Genomic DNA, 24,683 nt, shown 5'->3' with positions numbered 1-24,683 from the left:
TCTCCCAAATAAGGTCTAATGATCGGGTGTTCCTAAAATACCATATTTCTGCCAGCCCTGGGAAACTACAGATACAATTGGAGGTTGTACCAGTCGCTACTGGCAGACTATCTGGCCGATATGTAAACTTCATAAATATGAGAGAAAAAAGTTGTGATAAAACACAGTCACGTCAAATAAATATGAACGAGATACACTTGCCTACGGACCTTTTTTCACTGCTAATAGAGCGGAAAAGTCTGGGATAAAACGCGGTATTAGACTTCTCTTGGTTATCATGCTCGTTGACCGTATTATAGTTGTCATATCAATGCCATCTTCAAGTAGCAGGAAATTATGACCTCGTTAAAAGACGTTGCAAAACGGGCATCGGTTTCTCTGATGACCGTATCGCGCGCCATCAATAATCCCGGCCTGCTAAGTCAGGAAACCTACAGACGCGTTAAGCTGGCTATTGAAGAGTTGAACTACGTACCCGATTTCTCCGCGCGTAAAATTCGAGGGGAGGGCGCTCCACCCTCCATTGGGGTGCTGGCTTTAGATACGGCGACCACGCCTTTTTCCGTCGATCTTCTGCTGTCATTAGAAAAAACTGCGCAGCAACATGGCTGGAGCACCTTCGTAGTTAATTTGTTTGACGATAATGATGCGGAGCAGGCGGTCGACAAGTTACTCTCTTTCCGCCCTGCAGGGATTGTATTTACCACCATGGGCCTGCGGAAAGTGCATATTCCAGAGCGCCTGAGCGGCAAGCCGCTGGTGCTGGCAAACTGCGTCACCGACGATCGGGCCGTTGCCAGTTATATTCCGGATGATTTTCACGGGCAATATCTGGCGACGCATAAGATGATTACTCAGGGATATCGCAAACCTCTGTGTATTTATCTGCCTGATTGCACGCTGGCCGGCGTCAGGCGACGTCAGGGGTTTGAACTGGCCTGGCAAGAGGCAGGCGTACCTGATGCCGCCCGTCAACAGCACTTACCTTTCGGTGACCAGTATTATCTAGACACCGCGAAAATCATTGCTGCTCATCTACGCGATGGCCGTCCGGATTTTGATCTTCTGGTGTGTGGTAACGATCGTATCGCTTTCGTTGCTTATCAGTATTTATTGGCTGCCGGGTTGCGGATCCCCCAGGATGTGGCAATCCTGGGTTATGACAATATGGTGGGTATCGGCGAGCTTTTTCTGCCTGCTTTGAGTACGGTGCAGTTGCCCCATCTCGATATTGGTCGTGAAGCCGCCCTGCATATCATTGAGCAGCGAAACGATGTGGAAACTCATCAGCTCTCCAGCCCGCTGCTGCTGCGTGCCTCCACGCGCTAGACGGCCCGCCCAGCGGACGGGCTACCTGTCTTGTTATTTACTGATACAGCCTAACGTCCAGTGGGTGCACTGGATCACCTGCGCATGACCGTTTTCAGCGTACAGTCTTAACACCTGTTCCTGCGCCGGCGGGTATATCCTGCTGGTCAGGCAGCTTTCTCCCTGATTGACAAACACCTCAATCGAGGAGCGATCGATAAATATTCTCAGCTCCAGAAGGTCATCATCAGGTAGCGGAACGCTACGATAGCCGGCAACGCCGAGTCCTGACTGGCCTCGATCTAATATCAGCCTTCTTGACTGATTATCAACATACAGCCGGGTGGCACACTGACCACTTTCTCCGGCAGCAAACTCCAGTCCATATCGTTCTGCATCACTGTTCTTGCTATCCAGCGTGAGCTGTATTTCACCCGTTACAACAGAGAGGTCGAACTCACAACGCTGATTTTTCAGGGAAATAGGCTCAAGAGAATGGCGATCCTTGCGTAAACTTTCCAGTTCGCGCACAGGAGCCATTCTGACCCGACCTTCTGCATCCAGCGTCAGCTCCCTGGGCAGCGTCAGACATCCTGCCCAAAAATCCTCTTTGCTTGGCATGGCAGACTCCCACATATCCATCCAGCCGAAAATAATGCGCCGCCCGTCTTCGGCGAGAAAAGATTGGGGCGCATAAAAATCATGCCCGCTATCGAGCTCCTGGAAATTCCGTTCAACCACAAAATCAACTTCCGGCTGCCACTGACCCAGCAGATAGCCGCTTTGGAAAAGATTTCGGTAGCGATAACCTTCAGCCTTCATCCCCTGGGGGGAGAACATCAGCATAAATTTGTCGCCAAGCGGGAAAAAATCCGGGCATTCCCACATATAGCCTGAATGGCTATCGGCTTTGGCCAGCACGCGCTCAAATTGCCATTGGTAGAGTGAATCAGCGCTATACAGTAAAACCTGCCCGATATTATCCTGCGTACGCGCGCCGACGACCATGTACCAGCGATTATCCTGGCGCCAGACTTTGGGGTCGCGAAAATGCATGATGCCTTCGGGCGGTGTGAGTATTACTCCCTGCTTGCTAAAGTTGATCCCATCCGTGCTGGTCGCAATGCACTGCACCTCGCGGATGGCACTGTCGTCACCAGGCTGCTTCAACCAGACGTGTCCGGTATAAATAAGAGTCAGTACGCCGTTATCTTCAACCGCACAGCCGGAAAAACAGCCGTCACGGTCATATTCATCGCCGGGTGCCAGTGCAATCGGCTGATGCTGCCAGTGGATCATATCGCGGCTGGTCATATGCCCCCAGTGCATGGGGCCCCAATTTTCATCATAGGGATGGTGCTGATAAAAAGCATGATAAAGACCACGGCTGAAGACCAGACCATTTGGATCGTTCATCCAGCCGGCGGGAGGAGCCAGGTGGAAGTCAGGATAAAAGCGGTCATTAACCTTTTTTTTCAGTTCCTGTTGGGCTTGATTTGCGCGTTGCAGCGTATTTTTCATCATTAGTTAACTCATTTAAGGCCGATATAGCAGGCGGAAATATTTTAAACTGTTAAGCAGGTACGTCGATCACTTTGGTAATTTGCTTTTCTCCCTTCAGAAGAAAAGCGGATATCACCACAAAGCTGGCCACCATCGTCCCCATAATGATATAGGTATCGGCGAAGCCGATATGGTCGTAGCCGTAGCCTGCAACAGGGGAGAGCACGCTGGCGCAAAGTTGGGTAATAAACTGGAAACCAACCAGATACAGCGTGGCGGATAAGCGCTGGTCGAAGCGTGAAGCAATATATTTAAAAATCGAAATAAGCAGAATGGGCAATTCAACGGCATGTAACAGTTTCATTGCGGAAATCATTATTGCCCCGTCCGCTAAACCGGAGCCGAAAATCCGCGCTGCCATGATCGTTCCACTCAGCAGCAGACCTTTTTTTGCCCCGATCCTGTTTATCAGGAAAGGTGAAAGAAACATTCCGCCGGCCTCCAGAAACACCTGTAGAGAATTGAGAAAGCCATACATCTCGTTGCCCTGCTGTGGGGTTGAAAACAGCGATGCAAAGTAGACGGAGAACTGCTGATCGTAGACGTTGTAAACGCTGACGCCCATCACGAAAACCACTAACGCCCAGAAATTCGGCATGGCAAGCAGTGCCAGCGCATCCTTCATGGTGAGTTTTTGTGGGTTACCGTACTCAAGGGTGCTTAGCGCATCGACTTTTACCTCTTTTACCCAATACAGCAGGACCAGGAAAATCGCGGCAGAAGCAGAAGCCAGCCAAAAGTTGATATCAGGATCGATATTTAACAGCATGCCGGCGAAAAAGGTCGCTGAAGCCCAGCCCAGAGAGCCCCACATTCTGGCTTTACCAAACTCAAACCCGGCGATGCGGCTTACACGTTCAATATAGGATTCCAGCGCTCCGGTACCGGCAAAGAAAGTCGCACCGACATAAAGGCCCCCGGCCAGTGCGCCGAGCAGGATGTTAAATCTCAGCAGTTGCGCATAGACGAAGACGAAAAAAGGGCCGGACATCAATAGCATGAAGCCGAGAAACCACAGCAAATTTTTGCGTAATCCCAGCTTGTCTTGGATAAATCCATACAGCGGCTGGGCGCAGAAGGCCACCAGTGCGATGGCGGAAAATATCACTCCGGTTTGCGCACCTCGCAATCCCACTTCCTGATTTAGCCAGATAGAGATGAGCGAAAACGATGATGACCATGTGAAAAAGAAGAAAAAAAGCAGACCACTAAGCAGAATATAGTTTTTACGGGTTTCGTTATTCATGATTGTTCCATGTAGCCGAGTACTGCGCGTATTGTTAACGTTAACTTCCGGCTGGATAAATACCTCTCCTTGTCAGAATGTGATGTTAATCACTGATGTTAACGTTAACACTGCGGGGGTGTGATCGACTCCACATTTTTATCGGGGAGGGCAGAGCGTTGTAAAAAGCGCTTTAGGGGGGCTGTAAGGCATCTCGTGCCCATCATTGGCTCCTGTCACAGGAGGATGCGTAAGATAAACCTGGCAACTGGCGCATGGAATATAATCATGGGAGGACACATTTATCATTAAATGACATGACTTCGGCTGAATTTATCCGGAGTCTGTAAAAATACGAAGATTTCTGATTTAGAATTTTGCTGATTTTGAGCCAGGTTCAGCGGATTTAACCTCACCAAGAGGATCTGATGCTAAAATAGATTTAAGCATTGCCGCATATCTTAATTCGTAATCTTCCCGCAGTGGGATGTTGGCGAGTTTAGCGGTCGGTAAGTCAATGCCATCCTCAGTACATATTTTTTCTTTCAAATCATCGAAGATAGAAAAGTCATACTCAGCATATAACTTTCGTTCATTATAGAACATGCAATCCTGCATAAAAAATTCCTTTTTTTCATCGCTCATGTTGTCAATTATTGATGGTTTGATAAACCAACCATCACAAGTTGACATTAATGATTCTACGAAGGTTATAACATTTAATCTATTTGAAAAATAATCCTCTATTTTATCTTCATAAAATTGCGCATATCCTATCTTATTGGGAATGATGCCGATTATAACATTTGATTCTTTATATGGCACAACGATTGAGAATGTTTTAATTTTTTCGCCGAAAAAACAACCCCTGGTCATTGCATTAATACTTACAGGTATTTTGAAGTTTGTTTTATAGTAAAATATACGATAACCCATATTTTTAGTCGTTAATGTTCTGAACTCACAGGTAGGTACATCGTGCATCTCAATAAAATCTAATATACGTATTAAGTAATCAGATAATTTTTCTATTTCTCTTAGGTCTCTATCAACGCTCTCCGAACGTAAAAATTGTATTTTCTTTTTAACGATCGTAACAATGCGATCATCATATAATTTTTCGATTAAATTAGAATGACCACTTTTATCAAGAAAAGCCACGACTTCTTCGATTCTTATTTTATCGTAAGCATCAGGTGAGTTTAAGCCGTAAATAGAAATTGCAGCCTTTTTTTCTTCATTATTAATGATACATAATGATCGATATGCCTGTAACAATATTTCCCTTGTTGTGTGAATCTCATCTGTGTCAAGTCTCTTAAAGAAAGAGTCGTGAGTTTCGCAAAATCCTCCTTGTGCTGTGGCTTTTGATGTGCCTATTTTTTTAAAATAGGGTTTTTTTTCATAACGACTTATCTGGCGAGGCTTGAAATGAAATAGATGATAATCTTCAGCAATCGTTTCGAGGGAAAATCTCCTTGAGATTGCATGAGAATTGATGTTTTCGTCAAAGCAGTTAGGGTAACGGCATGTTTGCGTGTTAAAAATTACCATTATTCATCTCACATAATTATTTGTTAGAAAAATATTTACTCTGTCTTATTTTTAATTTTCTATATCATCTGCTAGAAACTGCATGTAGTCATTCTTTATTCAACTCTCGCCTAATGACAATATGCCGGGCTTACCGTTGAATTTAAATGGTAGCGCCTTGCTTTTTTTTCGTTAGGTTTAACTTATCTATATACTCATTTTTTAACTGCTTTATTGCGAGATGAGTTGAGAACCTATGAAAAAAAATCCACGCAACTGCATGGATTTTATCAAGTTTGCTTATCTTTCTGAGATTGACCAAAACCTCATGAGACAACAGAAGCGATTTAGACGTTAAACAAGAAGTTCATAACATCGCCATCTTTGACGATATACTCTTTACCTTCTGAACGCATTTTGCCCGCTTCCTTAGCCCCTTGCTCACCCTTGAAGGCAATAAAGTCATCAAAAGCGATAGTCTGAGCGCGGATAAAACCTTTCTCAAAATCAGTGTGGATTTTACCGGCAGCCTGCGGTGCCGTTGCGCCAACGGGTATCGTCCATGCGCGCACTTCCTTCACGCCCGCGGTGAAGTAAGTTTGCAGGTTTAGCAGGCTGTAACCGGCGCGGATCACGCGGTTCAGGCCAGGTTCTTCGATACCCAGCTCGGCCATAAACTCTTCGCGGTCGCCATCTTCCAGTTCAGCAATGTCTGATTCGACAGCGGCGCAAACCGGTACGACGACGGAGCCCTCATTGGCAGCGATTTCACGCACCTTATCCAGATACGGATTGTTTTCAAAACCGTCCTCATTGACGTTAGCGATATACATGGTCGGTTTTAACGTCAGGAAGCTCAGATAGCGAATGGCCGCTTTATCTTCGTCGCTTAAATCCAGCGCGCGCAGCATACCGGCTTTTTCCAGATGCGGCAGACATTTCTCCAACGCAACCTGCTCGGCTTTGGCATCTTTATCGCCACCTTTGGCTTTCTTCTGCACGCGCTGCAGGGCACGTTCACAGGTATCCAGATCGGACAGGGCGAGCTCGGTGTTAATCGTTTCGATATCATCAGCCGGGTCGACTTTATTATTCACATGGATAATGTTGTCGTTCTCAAAGCAGCGCACGACGTGGCCGATGGCTTCGGTTTCCCGGATATTGGTCAGGAACTGGTTACCCAGTCCCTCGCCTTTAGAGGCCCCTTTCACCAGACCGGCGATATCAACGAACTCCATCGTGGTAGGTAAAATGCGCTGTGGCTTAACGATCTCCGCCAGCTGGTCCAGACGTGAGTCAGGCATTGGCACCACACCGGTATTCGGCTCAATGGTGCAAAACGGGAAGTTAGCAGCTTCGATACCCGCTTTGGTTAACGCATTGAACAGGGTGGATTTCCCGACGTTTGGCAGGCCCACAATACCGCATTTGAATCCCATGTTGAATCACCTTAATAGCTTGATAATCAGGGGGTTGATTAACGCCCTGATATTGTCACAGACGGTTGTCTTAAAAGTTTTCGCGCATTATACACGTTATTTAAGCCTTGATGGCGTTGATTTCTCGTGCGCCTGCTAACTTATTACTTGAGATCCTACTCACATTTTCTCATACTGACGTGACTTTACAAAGAACCGGGAACCCTGCATGCCTTGCTCGCTGCTTACGCCACCCTGAAATTACCCCCCAGAGCAACGCCTGTTGCCGCCACTCGTTATTCTGACGAGCCAGCTGTGCCCAATAAATGCGGCACGGACTCTCAATCACGCTAAATGAAGACTGGAAATAGTATGTTTAACCTGAAAAATCTCAGGGCGAGCGACGTTAAAAATGACGTCCTGGCCGGGGCCGTTGTTTCTGTTGCACTGATCCCGGAAGCCACCGCCTTTTCTCTGCTGGCCGGCCTTTCACCGACTATTGGGCTGCACACCGCCTTTATCCTCGGGCTGGTTACCGCTTTCTTCGGCGGCAAGCCGGGTATGATTTCTGGCGCAGCCGGTTCCATTATTGTTGTTTTGATCGGCCTGATAACCCAGCATGGCTACGAATATGTGCTGCTGGCGACTATTCTCGCCGGGCTGATACAGCTGTCGATTGGCGTTCTGCGGCTCGGTAAATTTATCCGGCTGGTGCCGCAACCGGCGATTTATGGTTTCGTTAACGGGCTGGCCATTGTCATTATGCTGGCCCAGTTCCCGATGATCAAAGGGCAGGGGCCGATGATGTATGCCCTTGTGGCGCTTGCTATGCTGATAGTGTGGCTGTTTCCTAAACTGACCAAAGCCATTCCGGGCTCGCTGGCGGCGCTGATTGTCATCAGCGCCATTGCGGTTGGTTTTGGCCTTGATACCAAGCGCGTGGGCGATCTGGCGGATATTTCTGGCACGCTGCCGCAGTTCCACCTGCCGACCGCGCCTCTGAGCTGGGAAACGTTAAAAATCGTGCTGCCCTATGCGGTGGTGATTGCGCTGGTGGGGCTGATCGAGTCGTTATTAACGCTCTCCGTGCTCGACGAAATGGGCAGTAAAAAGGGCGCTGGCAATCAGGAGTGCGTGGCACAAGGGATAGGAAACACCCTCTGTGGCTTCTTTGGGAGCTTCGCGGGCTGTGCGATGATCGGTCAGTCGATTATCAACTTCACCTCCGGCGGCCGCGGGCGTATCTCCAATCTCGTCGGCGCGCTTCTGTTGATCCTGTTTGTTGTCAGTCTGTCGCAGTATATCGCGTTGCTTCCTGTGGCGGCGCTGGCGGGTATTATGTTTGTGGTCTGTATCAATACCTTCGAGTGGAGCTCTCTACGTCGTCTTAAGCATATGCCAAAGGCGGATGCTGTTGTTATGGTGGCCGTGACGCTGGTAACGATTTTCACCGATCTGGCGCTGGCGGTGATCTGTGGTGTGATTATTTCTGCGCTGGTGTTTGCCTGGCAGCATGCGCGTATCAGCGTTATTGAGCGCGCGGAAACGCAGGAACAGAAGACCTATCGACTGGAAGGTCCGTTGTTTTTTGGTTCCACCACGGCTTTTCAGGCGCTATTTAATCCGCATCAAGACCCGGATAACGTGGTGATTGACTTTGCGCGTACCCGCGTCATGGATTCCAGCGGGGTAGAGGCCATTGATAAGCTCACAGCCCGTTACCAGGAGGCCGGAAAGAAACTGCTCCTGCGTCATCTTAGTGAGGACTGTATACGCCTGCTGCGTCATGCCGGGCCATTTTGCAGCCACGATTTAGACAACGCGGAACCTAAAGCTGCCGGTAACGATGTCTGAAACGTAAAGCCGCCGACGATCCTGCCGTTAATCTGAAACCGTGTTTTCATCACGGAGAGGCAAGACGGCATGAAAATGACCGGGTGCGTATCCCTGCCTGTGCGCATACCCGCGAGACTGTCGCCATCGATTTGTGCCCGCCAGCGGAATGCGAAAATAAATGTTTTTCTGCCGGCGGGCATTCACGTTGACGTGGTAACGATAGCCGTTATTGACCGCCGTATTGCCGGACGTATCAACCCGCTTTAAAGCTATGGAGCCGATTCATGGCCTTGAGGCGATCTTCTTTCATCCATACTTCGGTACAGCGTACCGCCTCATCAACCGCATCATCAATCAGCCGTTGTTCTGCTGCCTGAGGTTTACCCAGCACAAATCCAACCACTTTCTGTCGATCTCCGGGGTGGCCGATGCCGATACGCAGACGATGGAAATTCTGATTGTTACCCAGCCTGCTAATGATGTCTTTCAGGCCGTTGTGGCCGCCGTGACCGCCCCCCTGTTTGAACTTTGCCACGCCGGGCGGCAGATCCAGCTCATCATGAGCAACCAGGATTTCTTCGGCGGGGATACGATAAAAGGTCGCCATTGCGGCAACCGCCTTGCCGCTAAGGTTCATAAAAGTGGTGGGGACCAGCAGGCGCACGTCTTCACCGCCCAGATTTAGCCGCGCGGTGAAGCCGAAAAATTTGCTCTCTTCCTTCAACGACTGATTATGGCGCTCAGCCAGCAGATCGGCGTACCAGGCGCCAGCATTATGGCGCGTGGCGGCGTACTCGGCGCCGGGGTTGGCCAGACCAACGATCAGTTTAATTCGGCTCACTTATCATGTTTCCTGCAGAATTCGGATGAAAACGGCCAGTTTACTCAAGCAGAGCAGATAACTCAAAGATCTGCGTAAAAAGCCGATTCATCACAGTGGGGAGGCGGGTGTGAAAATTGAAGCACGCCAGGGGGGCGTTAAGTAAATTTTTGTCAAATAATCACCGCTGAATGTGATCGCTGACTCATAAAAAGTTCTGAATGTTTCCTAGACTGGTCCTGTCTGGCAACGGGATTTGCTGTTGAAAAAAGTCTGGGGGGCACGATGAAACGTCAACATACACATCTTTTAGGTAATATCCTGATGATATTCGGGTTTTTGTTAATGATTGTCGGCATTGGTTATTCGGTCGCGAATCAGTTCCCACAGCTTAGCCTGCCGCAGTTTATGGTACATGGCGCGATATTCAGTATTTTTATCGGTGCTCTAACCTGGCTAGTGGGTGCCAGAGTCAGCGGCCGGGAGAAAATTGCCGACCGATACTACTGGGTGCGCCATTGTGGTGACCCGCGCTGCCGTCGTGGCGGCGGCCAGCACCATCATTAGATGAGTTAGCGCCTGTCGCACAAACGGGCGCACAGCTTTTATGGCGACCTCGGCTCATTATGAGCCCTGAAGCGAAGATGTTCTATAGGCTGCCCGTCTTGTCACTGCGTAATATCAGGACCTCATCAAAGCCTGCACTCTACCTTAGTCACATTCCACCACCGATCAAATAAAAAGGGACAGGCGTTGGCCTGTCCCTTAAGTGCTGACGAAATAAATGAGTACCCGGCACCGTAAGGCTGAAGCTGCATCACGCCCTGGCATCAGATGACGCCGGAGCGAACGCGATACCCAGCCTGCTTAATGCCTTTTAATGCTCAAACATGGCTGAAATAGACTCTTCATTACTGATACGACGGATCGCTTCAGCCAGCATGCCTGACAGAGTCAGAGTACGCACGTTAGGCAGCGCTTTGATCTCTTCCGGCAGAGGAATGGTATCGCACACCACCACTTCATCAATCACCGAGTTACGCAGGTTTTCGACCGCGTTACCGGAGAAGATGGGGTGAGTGGCATAAGCAAATACTCGTTTAGCCCCACGCTCTTTCAGCGCTTCGGCTGCTTTGCAGAGGGTTCCACCGGTATCGATCATATCATCAACCAGCACACAGTCACGGCCAGCGACGTCGCCGATGATGTGCATCACCTGCGACACATTGGCACGCGGACGGCGCTTATCGATAATCGCCATGTCCGTGTCGTTCAACAGCTTGGCAATGGCACGGGCACGGACTACGCCGCCGATGTCCGGGGAGACCACAATCGGGTTCTCCAGACCAATCTGCAGCATATCTTCTAGCAGGATGGGGCTACCAAATACGTTATCTACCGGGACGTCAAAGAAGCCCTGAATCTGTTCAGCGTGCAGATCCACTGTCAAAACGCGGTCAACGCCAACGCTGGAAAGGAAGTCGGCAACCACTTTGGCAGTGATTGGAACACGGGCAGAGCGCACGCGGCGATCCTGTCGTGCATAGCCAAAGTAGGGGATGACCGCAGTGATACGACCAGCGGAAGCGCGACGCAGGGCATCAACCATAACAACCAGTTCCATCAGGTTGTCATTGGTAGGGGCACAGGTGGACTGGATGATGAAAATATCACCACCGCGTACATTTTCGTTGATTTGTACGCTCACTTCACCATCACTGAAACGACCGACGGCGGCGTCGCCCAGGCTGGTGTAAAGGCGGTTGGCAATACGTTGTGCTAGTTCCGGGGTGGCGTTACCAGCAAAAAGCTTCATATCAGGCACGAGAAGAACCTCAGGCTTTGCGTCCAGAGAATGAAATAGCGAAAACAGCACTGGGCGGCATACTGTTTACGTTTTCATACGGGTGTCTTACCCAATGTCCTTAACGCCGAAACGCCAAAGACTTGGGGTATCTGAGAGCGGCCGTGCAGTGTCTGGAACGGAGTGACACTGTCACATTGGCTCTATTGCTCCGACAGGGTGCGATGTAGCGGAGAAATGTTAACGCCTTGCGCAATAAATCCCTGCAATCCAGCCGGAGCCAGCTCAAACACCTGACGGGCCGCGGACTCGGTGTCAAATTCTGCAAACACACAAGCACCCGTCCCGGTCAGGCGTGACGGCGCGTATTCTAGCAGCCAGGAAACAAGCTGTTCAACCTCACGAAAACGATTTCTTACGACTGCCTCACAATCATTGCGGAATTCAGCGGATAACAGGGCGCTGATTTCACGACGTGGCGTGTTTCTGGTCAATAAAGGATCATTGAACACCAAAGGAGTGGCGATACTGACCCCAGGGTGCATCACAAGATACCACTTCTCCGGGGGGGAGACCGGCATAAGCCGCTCGCCAACGCCTTCGGCAAAGGCGGCGAAGCCCTGCACAAACACCGGCACGTCGGCACCCAGCTGCAGGCCAAAGGCTGCCAGCTGGTGTAAACTGAAGCCGGTTTGCCAAAGGTGATTAAGCGCCACCAGCACCGTGGCGGCGTTAGAAGAACCGCCGCCCAGCCCGCCGCCCATCGGCAGCCGTTTCGTTACCGCCAGATTTGCGCCCGCGTTGGCTGGCAGGGTGCTGTGCTTTTGCGCCTGTTCGCGCAGCAGTTTTGCCGCACGAATAATCAGGTTGTCATCGTCCGGCACCCCGTCCAGCGGGCTCAACAGCCGTAAAGTCCCACTTTGATTGGTTTCAATCGTCAGGGTATCGCCATAATCGAGGAACTGAAACAGCGTCTGCAGATCGTGATAGCCATCCGGGCGACGGCCAGTGATGTAGAGAAAAAGGTTCAGCTTTGCCGGTGCGGGCCATGTGGTGATCATTTTATCGTCCAGCTATCCATCTTCAGTTTGATCCGCTGGTCGCCTTGCTGTAGCTCAATGTTGGCGGGAAGCTGTGGGTTTTGCTCGGTGTGGTAGTCAAGGTAGGTAACGTGCCAGCGTTTACCCTCTTCGCTGAAGTTGACTTCACGCAGGCGATACTGGTCGTCCAGCTGATAGTCCGTTGCTTCGCCCGGCAGGCCCATCATCCATTGGCGCAGATTACTGAGTGGAATGGTCATGCCGGTCAGTTGTGAGATCATCTGGGCGGCATCGTTACTGACGTACCGCTTGCCTTTGTTATCGACGATCTGTGCGACCTGGCCTTGCTGATCCAGCTGCAGTTCAGTGCTGCCAAGCGGATTGGTCAGCAGCAGACGGTAGCGGTCCGGCGCGCTTTGCTGCCAGTTGAAACGGGCATACACTTTTTGCCGTTCGGAAAGCCAGGCGAAGGCCCCACGAGTTTGATAGTGGGTGATTTTTTCTACCGCCTGCTGATGCTGATGCCACTGTAAAGAGGTCGGGCTTTGCCCCGGGTTTTGCGGCTGCGTATGCAGGCCGCAGGCCGTTAGCAGCAGGCTGGCAAGGGGAAGAAGCCGCATCAGGCGGCGTTTCGACGATAACATAACAGGGTCAGCTCCTCAGACTCGGTTCGGGCGTACTTGCCGCATTAACCGTTCACGCTAACCAGCTAAACTGACGCCGTCAATCAGCAAATTATCTGATTTGAGCGGCGGATAGGGATATCTTGTTGCAGGGATAGATGAAGCATGGCTTTTATTGATCCCGCGCATCTTGTAGAATGCGCCTCACAAAACCCTATCAACAGTGGGATCTCCCCGACCTGTCACCATGACGTTACTGGCTCTCGGCATTAACCATAAAACAGCACCTGTGGCTCTGCGTGAGCGTGTGACGTTCACGCCAGATACCCTTGAACAGGCGCTCAACAGCCTGATGGCCCAGCCGCTGATACAGGGTGGCGTTGTGCTGTCTACCTGTAACCGTACCGAGTTGTACCTGAGCGTGGAACAGCAGGAGAACCTGCAGGATCAGCTGATTGCCTGGCTGTGTGACTATCACCAGCTCAGCCCGGACGAGGTGCTGAAAAGCCTCTACTGGCATCATGGTAATGAGGCGGTCAGTCATTTGATGCGCGTGGCCAGCGGGCTTGATTCGCTGGTGCTCGGCGAACCGCAAATTCTTGGACAGGTGAAAAAAGCCTTTGCTGATTCCCAGCGCGGGCACTCGCTTTCCGGCGAGCTGGAGCGCATGTTTCAGAAATCATTCTCCGTGGCGAAGCGGGTGCGTACCGAAACTGAGATTGGTGCCAGTGCGGTTTCGGTGGCTTTTGCAGCCTGCACCCTGGCGCGTCAAATCTTCGAGTCGCTTACCACGGTTAATGTGCTGCTGGTGGGGGCGGGTGAAACCATTGAGCTTGCCGCGCGTCATCTTCACCAGCACAAGGTGAAAAAATTAATGATCGCCAACCGTACGCGCGAGCGCGCGCAGGTGCTGGCGGCCGAAGTTGAAGCTGAAGTGATTAGCCTGGCAGATATCGACGAGCGCCTCGCCGAAGCGGATATCATTATCAGTTCTACCGCCAGCCCGCTGCCAATCATTGGTAAAGGCATGGTAGAGCGCGCGCTAAAAAAACGGCGTAATCAACCAATGCTGCTGGTGGATATCGCCGTGCCGCGCGATGTAGAGCCGGACGTGGGCAAGCTGCCTAATGCCTATCTTTACAGCGTTGATGACCTGCAGGCGATTATTGAAAGCAATATGGCACAGCGTCAGGCCGCGGCGGTGGAGGCCGAAACCATCGTTGTGCAAGAAAGCAGCGATTTTATGTCCTGGCTGCGTGCGCAGAGCGCGGTTGAAACCATCCGCGAGTATCGCGCACAGGCTGATGAGGCGCGCGCCGAACTGGAAGCGCGTGCCATTCAGTCACTGCAGCAGGGGGCTGATGCCGAAAAGGTGCTGCGTGATCTGGCGCATAAATTAACCAACCGTTTGATCCACGCCCCAACAAAATCTCTTCAGCAGGCCGCCCGCGATGGCGACGGCGAACGCCTGCAAATTTTACGCGACGGCCTCGGGCTGGAGTAGCGTTTCAGGACCCACTTTTTAAAAGGTAAAATAATACGAATGAAGCCTTCTATTGTTGCCAAACTGGAAGCCTTACAGGAGCGCCACGAAGAGGTTGAGGCGATGCTGGGCGATGCTGGCGTTATTGCCGATCAGGAACGTTTTCGCGCTTTGTCGCGGGAATATGCCCAGTTGACCGACGTCAGCCAGTGTTTCCGTCAATGGCAGCAGAGCCAGGAAGACATTGAAACCGCTGAAATGATGCTTAGCGATGCCGAAATGCGCGACATGGCACAGGAAGAGTTACAGACGGCGCGCGCCGCCAGTGAAGAGCTTGAGCAGCAGCTGCAGGTTCTGCTGTTGCCTAAAGATCCCGACGATGAACGCAACTGCTATCTGGAAGTCCGTGCCGGAACGGGCGGTGATGAGGCGGCCATTTTTGCCGGCGATTTGTTCCGCATGTACAGCCGGTACGCCGAATCGAGGCGCTGGAAGGTAGAAGTCATGAGCGCCAACGAAGGCGAGCACGGCGGCTATAAAGAGGTTATTGCTAAAGTTGTCGGCGAAGGCGCTTACGGACGCCTTAAGTTTGAATCCGGCGGACATCGCGTACAGCGCGTACCGGAAACGGAATCGCAGGGCCGCATCCATACGTCGGCCTGTACCGTGGCGGTGATGCCCGAATTGCCGGAAGCGGAGCTGCCGGATATTAATCCATCCGATCTAAAAATAGATACCTTCCGATCTTCCGGCGCGGGTGGACAGCACGTTAACACCACCGACTCCGCCATTCGTATTACCCATCTGCCGACCGGCATCGTGGTAGAGTGTCAGGATGAGCGTTCCCAGCACAAAAACAAAGCTAAAGCGCTTGGCGTGCTCGGTTCACGTATTCGTGCTGCTGAAATGGCGCGCCGTCAGCAGGAAGAGTCATCGACTCGTCGTAACCTGCTGGGCAGCGGCGATCGCTCCGACCGTAACCGCACCTACAACTTTCCTCAAGGCCGCGTGACCGACCACCGTATCAACCTGACTATCTACCGTCTGGATGAAGCGATGGAAGGTAAGCTGGATGCGCTGATTGAGCCTATCGTTCAGGAATATCAGGCCGACCAGCTGGCGGCGCTCTCCGGGCAGGATTAATGCAGATACGTAACTGGCTGCGTGCCGCAATCGCTCAACTTAGTGAAAGCGAAAGCCCGAAACGTGACGCCGAGATCCTACTGGGGTTAGTCACCGGTAAATCTCGTGCATGGCTGATCGGGTTTGACGACCACGAGCTGGACGCAGCGACGCTGAAACGACTCGACGCGCTGCTGGTTCGACGTGCGGCCGGTGAGCCAATCGCCTACCTGACGGGGGAGCGTGAGTTCTGGTCACTTTCGCTGTGCGTCACGCCGGATACGCTGATCCCACGTCCAGACAGCGAGGTGCTGGTGGAGCAGGCGCTGGCCCATCTCCCCGGTGGGCCCTGCTCAGTACTGGATTTGGGCACCGGCAGCGGGGCCATTGCGCTGGCGCTGGCCAGTGAGCGTGCGGATTGCCGGGTGCTGGGAGTCGACCGCATTCCTGCTGCGGTAGCGTTAGCGCAGCATAATGCCGCCAGACTGGGTCTGGCAAATGCGACCTTTATGCAGGGAGACTGGTTCTCCGCACTCAACCAGCAGCGTTTTGCCATGATCGTCAGCAACCCGCCGTATATTGACGCCGCCGATGAACACCTGGCGCAGGGGGACGTGCGATTTGAGCCTGCCAGCGCCCTGGTAGCTGGCGACAGTGGCCTGGCTGATATCAAAATTATCGCCGCTCAGGCAGGGCGCTATTTAGTCAACCAAGGCTGGCTACTGCTGGAGCACGGCTGGCAGCAGGGCGAAGACATCCGCCAAATTTTAGCAGACAAGGGTTTCTGTCAAATATCTACCCGCCAGGATTACGGCGGCAACGACCGCGTGACCTTCGGGCAAAAAACGGCTGATAGGGAACGTTAATGGCTGCCTGGTACATTCCGCTAAAAAATCTTCATCTATTCACCATGGCTATCACCATGCTGATGTTTGTACTGCGTTTTTACTGGCTACAGACGCATTCAGCCATGTTGTCCAGGCGCTGGGTGCGCATTGTGCCGCACCTGAACGATACGCTTCTGCTGATTTCAGGCGTGCTGCTGGTTACGGTCACTCATTTCTATCCGTTCAGCGTGCAGGGCCAATGGCTGACGGAAAAACTGTTTGGCGTTATCATCTATCTCGCGCTGAGCTTTATTGCCTTAGGGCGACGCCCACGCGCACAAAAAGTGCGCTGGATGGCGTTTGCCGTGGCGTCGATCGCATTACTGGCGGTCATCAGGTTAGCTACCACTAAAATGCCGCTGCTGGGGTTAGTATGACGTTGACAGTTGAGTTTGATTTGGATTTTGATTTTAGCAACACGTCGCTGAGTGAAGCGATGATTACCGCATCACGTTGTATTCGCAGTGATTTTCCCGAAGAAGAAGCCAGGGAGCAGCTGGCTGCACTGGTTGATGAAGCGCGAGCGGAAATTCCCTCCGATATGGCCGCAGATATGCAGATGCAGCGCCTGATAGAACTCTTCTGGGGCCGCTGGGGGTTTGGCGGTGCCAGCGGGGTTTATCGCCTGTCGGATACCCTGTGGCTGGATAAAGTCTTACGCACTCGTCAAGGTACGGCGGTGTCGCTCGGAGTTATTTTTCTGCATATCGCCGGTAAGCTCGACCTGCCTCTGCTCCCGGTGATTTTCCCCACGCAGCTGGTTCTGCGCGCCGAATGGATTGACCAAAATTTATGGCTGATCAACCCTTTCAATGGCGAAACGCTGGATGAGCACACGCTGGAAGTGTGGCTGAAGGGCAATATCGGGCCTGGCGCGGAGTTATATGAAGACGATCTTCAGGAGGCCGAACCGCTTATGGTGCTGCGCAAAATGCTCGACACGCTAAAGTCTGCGCTGATGGACGAAAAGCAGATGGAGCTGGCGCTGCATGCCAGCGCGGTGCTGGTGCAGATGGACCCGGAAGATCCGTATGAAATTCGCGATCGCGGACTGATTTTTGCCCAGCTAGAGTGCGAACATATCGCCCTGAGCGATCTGACCTACTTTGTTGAGCAGTGTCCTGAAGATCCGGTCAGTGAGATGATTAAAGTACAGATCCACTCCATTGAACAGAAACAGATTGTCCTTCACTAACCTCAGTGAACCCAAGATATAAGGCGAAGAGATGAAACAAAAAGTGGTTAGCATTGGCGACATCAAGGTGGCAAACGATCTGCCTTTTGTGCTGTTTGGCGGCATGAACGTGCTGGAATCACGCGATCTGGCTATGCGTATCTGTGAGCATTACGTCACGGTGACCCAGAAACTGGGCATTCCTTACGTATTTAAAGCCTCTTTTGATAAGGCCAACCGTTCTTCTATTCACTCCTACCGTGGGCCGGGCCTGGAAGAGGGGATGAAGATCTTTCAGGAAATCAAACAGGCTTTTGGCGTTAAAATTATCACCGACGTCCATGAGGCGAGCCAGGCCCAGACGGTTGCCGACGTGGTAGACGTGATCCAACTCCCGGCGTTTCTCGCCCGTCAAACCGATCTGGTTGAGGCGATGGCGAAAACCGGCGCGGTGATCAACGTCAAAAAACCGCAGTTCGTCAGCCCGGGCCAGATGGGGAACATCGTCGACAAGTTTGCCGAAGGCGGTAATGAAAACGTTATCCTTTGCGATCGCGGCGCTAATTTTGGCTATGACAATCTGGTGGTCGACATGCTGGGCTTCAACGTGATGAAGCAGGTATCCAACAACAGTCCGGTGATCTTTGACGTGACCCATGCACTTCAGTGTCGCGACCCGATGGGCGCCGCGTCCAGCGGTCGTCGCGGGCAGGTGAGCGAGCTGGCGCGTGCCGGTATGGCGGTCGGCATTGCCGGGCTGTTTATCGAAGCGCACCCAGACCCGGCTAATGCCAAGTGTGACGGGCCGTCGGCTCTGCCGCTTGATAAGCTGGAGCCGTTCCTGCTGCAAATGAAAGCCATTGATGACCTGGTGAAAAGTTTCCCAGAGCTTGATACCAACAGCTGATCGAACGTCTCACTTTACGGGCCCTACAGGGGCCCGTTTTCTTAGCGCATAATGCGCGCTGCCCGTGCAAAATCTCATCTTCTTAACGCGAAATGGAAAATTATCCGAAGGAGTTATCTATGAAGAACAGCATGTTATTACTGCTGGGCGCTGTCGCCGTGAGCGGCTGCAGCGGCATCGCCGCGCAGTCTGATAGCCTACAGCTGGCAAACAGGATGTTTGTGCTGAGTGCCGTGGATGGTAAAGCGGTGACGTTGCGCGAGGGCATCAGGCCAGGGATCAGCTTTGATGCAGGGCTGAAGGTGAGCGGCGTGATGTGTAACCGGTTCTTCGGTCAGGGTACACTGGAACAGGGCCAGCTGAAGGTGCCGCAAATGGCATCGACACGGATGATGTGCAGCGATCCGCAGCTTAACGAGTGGGAGCAGATTTTAAACTCGGTGCTGATGAATGGGGCCGCGGTGAAAGTCAGCAAACAGACTCTGATGCTAACGGGAAGCGGGCATTCGCTGGAGTATCAGGCGCAGACCCAACCGTAGTTGCTGCGCCCAACCCGAACGGGGGCGGTATAAGCCGCCCCCGCAATGATTTACAGCATAACCGTCATCAAATAGGCAATAAACAAGGCCAGATGCGCCGCACCGTTCAGCACGTTAGTACGTCCGGTTGAGAAAGATATCTGGCACAGCAGCAGGGCGGAGACCATCACCACCATCTGCGGTGCTTCCAGGCCGAAGAACAGCTCTTGTCCGGTCAGCGTGGCGATAATCGTCACCGCCGGCACCGTCAGAGAAATGGTGGCCAGTACTGAACCAAAGAACAGGTTCATTGCACGCTGAACCTGGTTTGCCAGCACCGCTTTAATTGCCCCCAATCCTTCAGGTGAAAGGATCAACAGCGCCACCAGGAAACCGGTGAACTGCTCCGGGGCATTCAGCTCGGTCAACAGCGATCCCAGGGTGTTGGCGTTCATTTTCGTCACCGCAATCACAGCGATAAGATGCACGATTAACCACAGGGTATGCCAGGTACTGGAGTGAGACGAAGGTTTACCGTGCTGCGGATCTTCCCCGTCATCCTCATGCTCATAAACAAAGAGGCTCTGGTGGGTTTTCGTCTGTATCAGCAGGAAAACACCATACATCGCCGCCGAAATGGCAGAAACCAGCAGTGCTTCAAGAGTGGTAAAATTACCACCGGGCAGTGCATTGGGTAACACCAGCACAATCATACCCAGCGGGAAGATGGCAATCAGGTACTGCTTCACTCCAGCAAGGTTAACGTACTGGGTGGCAAACTTGCGCCCGCCAAGCAGCAAGGCAAAGCCCACCAGCCCGCAGGTCACTATCATAATGATGGAATAGAGCGTGTCGCGCATTAGCGCGGGCGCGGCATCACCGGTGGCCATCAGCGCTGAAATCAGACTCACTTCCAGAATAACCACCGACAGGCTGAGGATCAGCGAGCCGTAAGGCTCTCCCAGTCGATGTGCCAGCACGTCGGCGTGGCGGACCACGCTGAAGGCACTGCTAAGGATAGCCACCAGCGCTATCAGGTTGATGGTCGTCACCAGCGCAAATGAAGATGTGTTGCCCCAAAACCATAAAATAATCAGTGCGGCGATGGGTAAAAGCAGAGAAGACTCTTTATGACGGGTTTTGATGCTGTCATGCGCACTCATAGGCAAACGCTCCTTATCTAAAGCCTGTTGACCTGCACCCGTTGCGCAGGATCGTGAAATACAGTCTGACAAAGTGAAAGACAAGTGGTGAAAGTATAACCCTTTTTTCTTAATCTATTGGATTTGTTTACGCGGGTTTACTGTTTTTTTGCAAATATCAATCTGAATGGCGTTATTTATGCAGGTTATCCCGCTATCTCGATGAAAAATAGCGGGGTTTATTCTGGCGTAAGACGTTAACTAAGCCATTTTAATTCGGATATGTTGCAATAATGTGATTAAAACAGGGGCTTGGTGGAACAAACAGGGTGTATCTGACTAATCGTGAAACTATTTGCGGGGTTGTCTGGCGTCCTGCCTGATTAACTTTCCAGACTATCCCCATCCGATCCTTAAATGATAAAAATTTTGCCAGCGGGCTACCTCTCATCGGCGAACGGGCTGGCGCGCCGCCATCTTAACCGTGCCGGTAGCAGGCGTTGAGACACCTGCGGTTTCTGCTCGTCAATCAGCTGCGAGATCAGCTCGAAGCAGTTCCATGCCAGTAACCTTTCATCCTGTTCGACGGTATCAATGCGCACCGACAACGCATCATACAGATAGTGGTCGTCAAAACTGCTGAGGTGCATCGGCGTATTCAGCAGCTGATGCTGGCTGAGATAGCGCAGCACGCCTTCCTGAAGCCCGCAGGCGGCGCAGAACAGCGCCTGCGGCACGCGTCCAAGGCGCGCATAAAGTTCGGCAAACAGCTCGTAGCCCGAACTGGCGTGGTAGTGTCCGTGCATCACCCATTCAGGTTTAGCCGTGACCCCGGCGCGCTCCAGGCCAAGATAAAACCCGGCGAGGCGATCGCGCGTTGGCGAGATACGCGGCTGTCCGCCGAAAAAGTAGATCTCGTCGTAGCCCATACGCATGACGGCCTGCACCAGCGTGGCGGTCGGTTCGATGGCATCAGTGATCACCAGCGGCAGCGTCGACTCGCCGAGATGACGGTCAAACAGTACCACCGGCAGCTGCTGGTTGATTTTCAGGTACTGTGCATCGTTTAACATACTCGATGCAACGATAAGCCCGTCAACCTGGCGTTGGATAAGATTATTAACCGCCAGCGTTTCCTGGCTGGCATTTTCGGCAGTGCAGGCGATCAGCAGCTGTAGGCCGGCATCGCGGCACAGCATCTCCAGTTCGTGAGAAAAACGTGCAAAGCCGTGGTTGGTCATCTCCGGCACGACCAGACCAAGAGTATGGCTGCGCGCGGAGTTAAGCGCACGGGCATGAATACTGGGCTGATAGTGCTGCTGCTGGGCGATTTCCAGCACGCGGTCGCGGGTTCCCTGTGCGACACGCAGCTCTTTCCCACGGCCATTCAGCACCAGGCTGGCGGTGGATTTGGAAACGCCAGCCAGCCGGGCAATATCGTTAATGGTAATACGTTTGTTTTTTGTCACAGCGGTACGGATGCCAGGGATCGTAATCTCATTCTATCACGCATTGTTGCAACCTCCAGTGACGCAACGCGATCTGCGCGCTGCCACTGAAACGCAATTGTGGCAGCGGATCGGGGAAATAGCGCGATGACATGACCGCTTCGCCATCATTGATAAACACTTCAATGCTGGAACGATCGCAGAGAATGCGCAGGGTGCGCACCTCACCCCGCCAGTAACGCGCCTCCGGCTCGCCGCTGCGCAGATTGTGACGCCGCAGCGTGATGCCCTGTGGTTCTGCGTCCAGCGTCAGCGTATCGGCAAAGCTGGCATGGCAGACGCCGTCGATCGACAGCGCCAGTTCGGCACTGTCGATATCCAGATCCGGCAAACTGTCCGCGCTGCCGCTGAATCGAACCTCCTGCTGACGCAGCTGCTGCAGCTCGCGCGCCGGATGCTGGAGAACGCGGCCAGCGGCCACCGTCAGCTCACGCGGGCAGGTCATAATGTGCATCCAGCCGTGCGCTTTGGTCGGCTGGAAGAACTCGTCGCCATCCGGGATGCCCATCCAGCCAATCAGTAGCCGCCTGCCGTCAGCGCTCTGGCAGGTTTGCGGCGCATAAAACTCAAACCCGTGATCCAACTCGTGAAATTCACCGTGCTGGAAATGCGCGTTCTCATAGTCCAGCTCGCCGCAAAAATAACCGCTCTGGAAGGTATTGCGGTAACGCCATTGCTCTGCCGCCAGACCCTGCGGGCAGACCACCAGAACCTGACTGCCGTCCAGCTCAAACAGATCCGGGCATTCCCACATATAGCCGAAGTCGCCCAGTCCGTTTAGCTGGCTGCCGGCAATCTCGCCGAGTAGCGTCCACTGATGCAGATCGGGGGAACGCAGCAGCAGCACTTTACCTTGCAGCATCAGATCCTGTGCGCCCAGCACCATGTACCACTGGCCTTCGTGCTGCCAGACTTTGGGGTCGCGTACGTGCCCGGTATACCCTTCCGGCAGCGCCAGCACCGGCCCCAGCTTACGGTATTCACCCCGTTCATCCCGCGTGGCGAGACACTGCCAGGCGGTACGACTGCCATCGTCGAATTTAACGTTGCCGGTATAGACAAGCGTCAGTACGCCATCGTTATCCACCGCGCTGCCAGAGTAACAGCCGTGGCTTTCATAGCTTTCCGACGGCGCCAGCGCCAGCGGCTCATGCTGCCAGTGCACCAGGTCGGAGGAGCTCCACTGGCCCCAGAATTTGGCACCGTGCTGGCAGGCCAGAGGGTTCCACTGGTAGCACAGCACATAACGTTGATTAAACTGGATAAACCCGTTGGGGTCGTTCATTAACCCCACGGGCGGGGCAAGATGCCAGGCGGGACGGTGAGGATCGCGCGATGCGCGCAGCTGACCGCTCACGACGGCGCGCAGAGCCTGTTTCAGCAAATGGGCTTCGCTCATGCTTTAACCTCAAACCTGATTTTCAGCAGCAGGGACAGCACAAAGGCGATAACAAAAGCAATCACCATGCCGATAAGGTAATGCACCAGTGAACTGGCCTGCACGATCGCCATGCCCGGCAGCGCCGTCAGGCCAACGGCGGTCATGTTGACGTGCATAGTGACGACCCAGGCACCGCCGGCCGCACCGCCGATCAGTCCGGCAATAAACGGTTTGATATAGCGCAGGTTGATCCCAAAGATGGCCGCTTCGGTAATCCCCAGCAGGGCAGAGAAGCCTGATGGCACAACAATGCTGCGTACTTTACTGTCCCGAGTCTTAAACCATACCGCCAGGCAGGCTCCGCCCTGTGCCACGTTGGCCATCGACCAGATTGGCAGCAGGAAATTCACCCCAATCGACGGATTACCCAGCAGCCCGGCTTCGACAGCATGGAAGCTGTGATGGACGCCGGTTATCACAATAACCGAATAGAGCCCCCCGAACAGCAGCCCAGCCAGCCAGCCGGCGTGGCCGATCAGCGTGCTTAACACCATGGACAGACCGTCACCGAAAGCGCGTCCCGCCGGGCCGATAACCAGCAGCGCGACGAAGCCGGAAATGATCACCGTCAGGAACGGCGTCAGGATGATGTCCAGCGAGTCGGGGATCACCCGCCGCAGGCGTTTTTCGCAGTGACTCATAAACCACACCGCCAGCAGGACCGGGAACACCGTGCCCTGATAGCCGATCATCGCAATCTCCAGGCCAAAGAAGTTCATGGTGTGGAAACCGCTGGCCACGCCCCAGGCGTTGGTCAGCGCCGGGTGGGTGAGAATACCGCCCAGCGTTGCCCCAAGAAAGGGATTGCCGCCGAATTCACGCGCCGCGGTAAAGCCAATCAGGACCGGCAGGATAATAAACGCCGCAGAGCTGCACATATCCAGCATGATAAACAGCGCGCTGTCGGAGCTGGCCCAGCCGTAGGTTTTCACCATCCCCAGCAGACCCATCAGCAGCCCGGAAGCCACGATGGCCGGAATGATCGGCACGAAAATATTGGACAGCACGCGCGCGATACGCTGAAGCGGGTTGAGTTTCTTCGCGGCAATATCTGCCGCCTCGCTTTTACTCGACTCGCCGATCCCGGCCTCGCGCACAAACGCCGCATGCACCTTATTGACGAGCCCACTGCCGAAGATAATCTGCATTTGCCCCGCATTTCGGAAACAGCCTTTAACCCCTTCCAGCGCTTCTATCGCATCTTTTTGTACCTTTTCATCATCGACCATAACCAGACGCAGACGCGTGGCGCAGTGCGCGGCGCTGGCTATATTTTCCCGCCCTCCTAGCAGGGGTAACAGATCGCGGGCCGTTTTTTCAATATTCACGTT

General features: G+C 53.0%; 23 protein-coding genes. 11 read left to right on the top strand and 12 right to left on the bottom strand.

Going from position 1 to position 24,683, the window contains the following annotated elements; all coding sequences use genetic code 11:
* Positions 1-336 precede the first annotated feature (336 nt).
* Positions 337-1,329: a LacI family DNA-binding transcriptional regulator gene (locus ETA_RS10575; protein WP_012441621.1), complete on the top strand. Its 993-nt coding sequence runs from the start codon at positions 337-339 to the stop codon at positions 1,327-1,329.
* Positions 1,330-1,362: 33 nt separating this feature from the next.
* Here ETA_RS10575 and ETA_RS10570 read toward each other — a convergent pair whose 3' ends face one another.
* From ETA_RS10570 to ychF, 4 genes are all read right to left on the bottom strand, one after another.
* A complete protein-coding gene (locus ETA_RS10570; RefSeq protein ID WP_042959315.1) occupies positions 1,363-2,829 on the bottom strand; it encodes a glycoside hydrolase family 32 protein in 1,467 nt (488 codons plus the stop codon).
* Positions 2,830-2,881: 52 nt separating this feature from the next.
* Positions 2,882-4,117: an MFS transporter gene (locus ETA_RS10565; protein WP_012441619.1), complete on the bottom strand. Its 1,236-nt coding sequence runs from the start codon at positions 4,115-4,117 to the stop codon at positions 2,882-2,884.
* Between the two features lie 348 nt (positions 4,118-4,465).
* Positions 4,466-5,650: a hypothetical protein gene (locus ETA_RS10560; RefSeq protein WP_012441618.1), complete on the bottom strand. Its 1,185-nt coding sequence runs from the start codon at positions 5,648-5,650 to the stop codon at positions 4,466-4,468.
* Between the two features lie 326 nt (positions 5,651-5,976).
* On the bottom strand, positions 5,977-7,068 hold the full coding sequence (ychF, locus tag ETA_RS10555) for a redox-regulated ATPase YchF (RefSeq protein ID WP_012441617.1): 1,092 nt from the start codon (positions 7,066-7,068) through the stop codon (positions 5,977-5,979).
* A gap of 351 nt (positions 7,069-7,419) precedes the next feature.
* Between ychF and ETA_RS10550 the strand changes: the two genes are divergently transcribed.
* Positions 7,420-8,901 carry a SulP family inorganic anion transporter gene (locus tag ETA_RS10550; protein ID WP_012441616.1) on the top strand — a complete coding sequence of 494 codons (1,482 nt, stop codon included), beginning with the start codon at positions 7,420-7,422 and terminating at the stop codon, positions 8,899-8,901.
* 69 nt (positions 8,902-8,970) lie between these two features.
* Positions 8,971-9,150, top strand: a complete 180-nt coding sequence (locus ETA_RS19945) for a hypothetical protein (protein WP_157861795.1) — start codon at positions 8,971-8,973, stop codon at positions 9,148-9,150.
* Here the strand turns inward: ETA_RS19945 and pth are convergent.
* Positions 9,137-9,724 (bottom strand): aminoacyl-tRNA hydrolase, encoded by a 588-nt coding sequence (pth, locus tag ETA_RS10545; RefSeq protein ID WP_012441615.1) that lies wholly within the window; start codon positions 9,722-9,724, stop codon positions 9,137-9,139. The two genes, ETA_RS19945 and pth, sit on opposite strands and share 14 nt — an antisense overlap.
* A gap of 264 nt (positions 9,725-9,988) precedes the next feature.
* Here pth and ychH point away from each other — a divergent pair, with 264 nt between their 5' ends.
* Positions 9,989-10,270, top strand: coding sequence for a stress-induced protein YchH (gene ychH / locus ETA_RS10540; RefSeq protein WP_012441614.1), 282 nt, complete (start codon positions 9,989-9,991; stop codon positions 10,268-10,270).
* 310 nt (positions 10,271-10,580) lie between these two features.
* On the opposite strand, the gene prs is transcribed toward ychH, so the two are convergent.
* From prs to lolB, 3 genes are all read right to left on the bottom strand, one after another.
* On the bottom strand, positions 10,581-11,528 hold the full coding sequence (gene prs / locus ETA_RS10535) for a ribose-phosphate diphosphokinase (RefSeq protein WP_013201847.1): 948 nt from the start codon (positions 11,526-11,528) through the stop codon (positions 10,581-10,583).
* A 182-nt stretch (positions 11,529-11,710) separates the two neighbouring features.
* Positions 11,711-12,568, bottom strand: a complete 858-nt coding sequence (gene ispE, locus ETA_RS10530) for a 4-(cytidine 5'-diphospho)-2-C-methyl-D-erythritol kinase (RefSeq protein WP_012441612.1) — start codon at positions 12,566-12,568, stop codon at positions 11,711-11,713.
* Positions 12,565-13,191, bottom strand: a complete 627-nt coding sequence (lolB, locus tag ETA_RS10525) for a lipoprotein insertase outer membrane protein LolB (RefSeq protein WP_012441611.1) — start codon at positions 13,189-13,191, stop codon at positions 12,565-12,567. The genes ispE and lolB overlap by 4 nt, the downstream gene beginning before the upstream one ends.
* Positions 13,192-13,417: 226 nt before the next feature.
* Here lolB and hemA point away from each other — a divergent pair, with 226 nt between their 5' ends.
* The 7 genes from hemA to ETA_RS10490 all read left to right on the top strand — a co-directional run bounded on the left by hemA (position 13,418) and on the right by ETA_RS10490 (position 19,282).
* Positions 13,418-14,674 (top strand): glutamyl-tRNA reductase, encoded by a 1,257-nt coding sequence (gene hemA / locus ETA_RS10520; protein WP_012441610.1) that lies wholly within the window; start codon positions 13,418-13,420, stop codon positions 14,672-14,674.
* 39 nt (positions 14,675-14,713) lie between these two features.
* The gene (prfA, locus tag ETA_RS10515; RefSeq protein ID WP_012441609.1) at positions 14,714-15,796 is read left to right on the top strand and encodes a peptide chain release factor 1; all 1,083 of its coding nucleotides are present in this window, start codon (positions 14,714-14,716) and stop codon (positions 15,794-15,796) included.
* Positions 15,796-16,641 carry a peptide chain release factor N(5)-glutamine methyltransferase gene (gene prmC / locus ETA_RS10510; protein ID WP_012441608.1) on the top strand — a complete coding sequence of 282 codons (846 nt, stop codon included), beginning with the start codon at positions 15,796-15,798 and terminating at the stop codon, positions 16,639-16,641. The genes prfA and prmC overlap by 1 nt, the downstream gene beginning before the upstream one ends.
* On the top strand, positions 16,641-17,039 hold the full coding sequence (locus tag ETA_RS10505) for a SirB2 family protein (RefSeq protein WP_012441607.1): 399 nt from the start codon (positions 16,641-16,643) through the stop codon (positions 17,037-17,039). Before prmC ends, ETA_RS10505 begins: the two co-directional genes overlap by 1 nt.
* On the top strand, positions 17,036-17,857 hold the full coding sequence (gene sirB1, locus ETA_RS10500; RefSeq protein ID WP_012441606.1) for an invasion regulator SirB1: 822 nt from the start codon (positions 17,036-17,038) through the stop codon (positions 17,855-17,857). Before ETA_RS10505 ends, sirB1 begins: the two co-directional genes overlap by 4 nt.
* Positions 17,858-17,888: 31 nt before the next feature.
* On the top strand, positions 17,889-18,743 hold the full coding sequence (gene kdsA, locus ETA_RS10495) for a 3-deoxy-8-phosphooctulonate synthase (RefSeq protein WP_012441605.1): 855 nt from the start codon (positions 17,889-17,891) through the stop codon (positions 18,741-18,743).
* 119 nt (positions 18,744-18,862) lie between these two features.
* On the top strand, positions 18,863-19,282 hold the full coding sequence (locus ETA_RS10490) for an META domain-containing protein (RefSeq protein WP_012441604.1): 420 nt from the start codon (positions 18,863-18,865) through the stop codon (positions 19,280-19,282).
* Between the two features lie 50 nt (positions 19,283-19,332).
* On the opposite strand, the gene chaA is transcribed toward ETA_RS10490, so the two are convergent.
* The 4 genes from chaA to ETA_RS10470 form a co-directional block, all read right to left on the bottom strand.
* Complete coding sequence (gene chaA, locus ETA_RS10485) at positions 19,333-20,424, bottom strand: sodium-potassium/proton antiporter ChaA (protein WP_012441603.1); 1,092 nt, start codon at positions 20,422-20,424, stop codon at positions 19,333-19,335.
* A gap of 419 nt (positions 20,425-20,843) precedes the next feature.
* Positions 20,844-21,872: a LacI family DNA-binding transcriptional regulator gene (locus ETA_RS10480; RefSeq protein ID WP_012441602.1), complete on the bottom strand. Its 1,029-nt coding sequence runs from the start codon at positions 21,870-21,872 to the stop codon at positions 20,844-20,846.
* A 28-nt stretch (positions 21,873-21,900) separates the two neighbouring features.
* On the bottom strand, positions 21,901-23,310 hold the full coding sequence (locus tag ETA_RS10475) for a sucrose-6-phosphate hydrolase (protein ID WP_012441601.1): 1,410 nt from the start codon (positions 23,308-23,310) through the stop codon (positions 21,901-21,903).
* Positions 23,307-24,680, bottom strand: a complete 1,374-nt coding sequence (locus ETA_RS10470) for a sucrose-specific PTS transporter subunit IIBC (RefSeq protein WP_012441600.1) — start codon at positions 24,678-24,680, stop codon at positions 23,307-23,309. Before ETA_RS10470 ends, ETA_RS10475 begins: the two co-directional genes overlap by 4 nt.
* Between the last annotated feature and the right edge of the window lie 3 nt (positions 24,681-24,683).

Source organism: Erwinia tasmaniensis Et1/99, assembly GCF_000026185.1.
GTDB lineage: Bacteria > Pseudomonadota > Gammaproteobacteria > Enterobacterales > Enterobacteriaceae > Erwinia > Erwinia tasmaniensis.
Note: the sequence above shows the minus strand (reverse complement) of the source record. Positions and strands in the feature narration are given on the sequence as shown.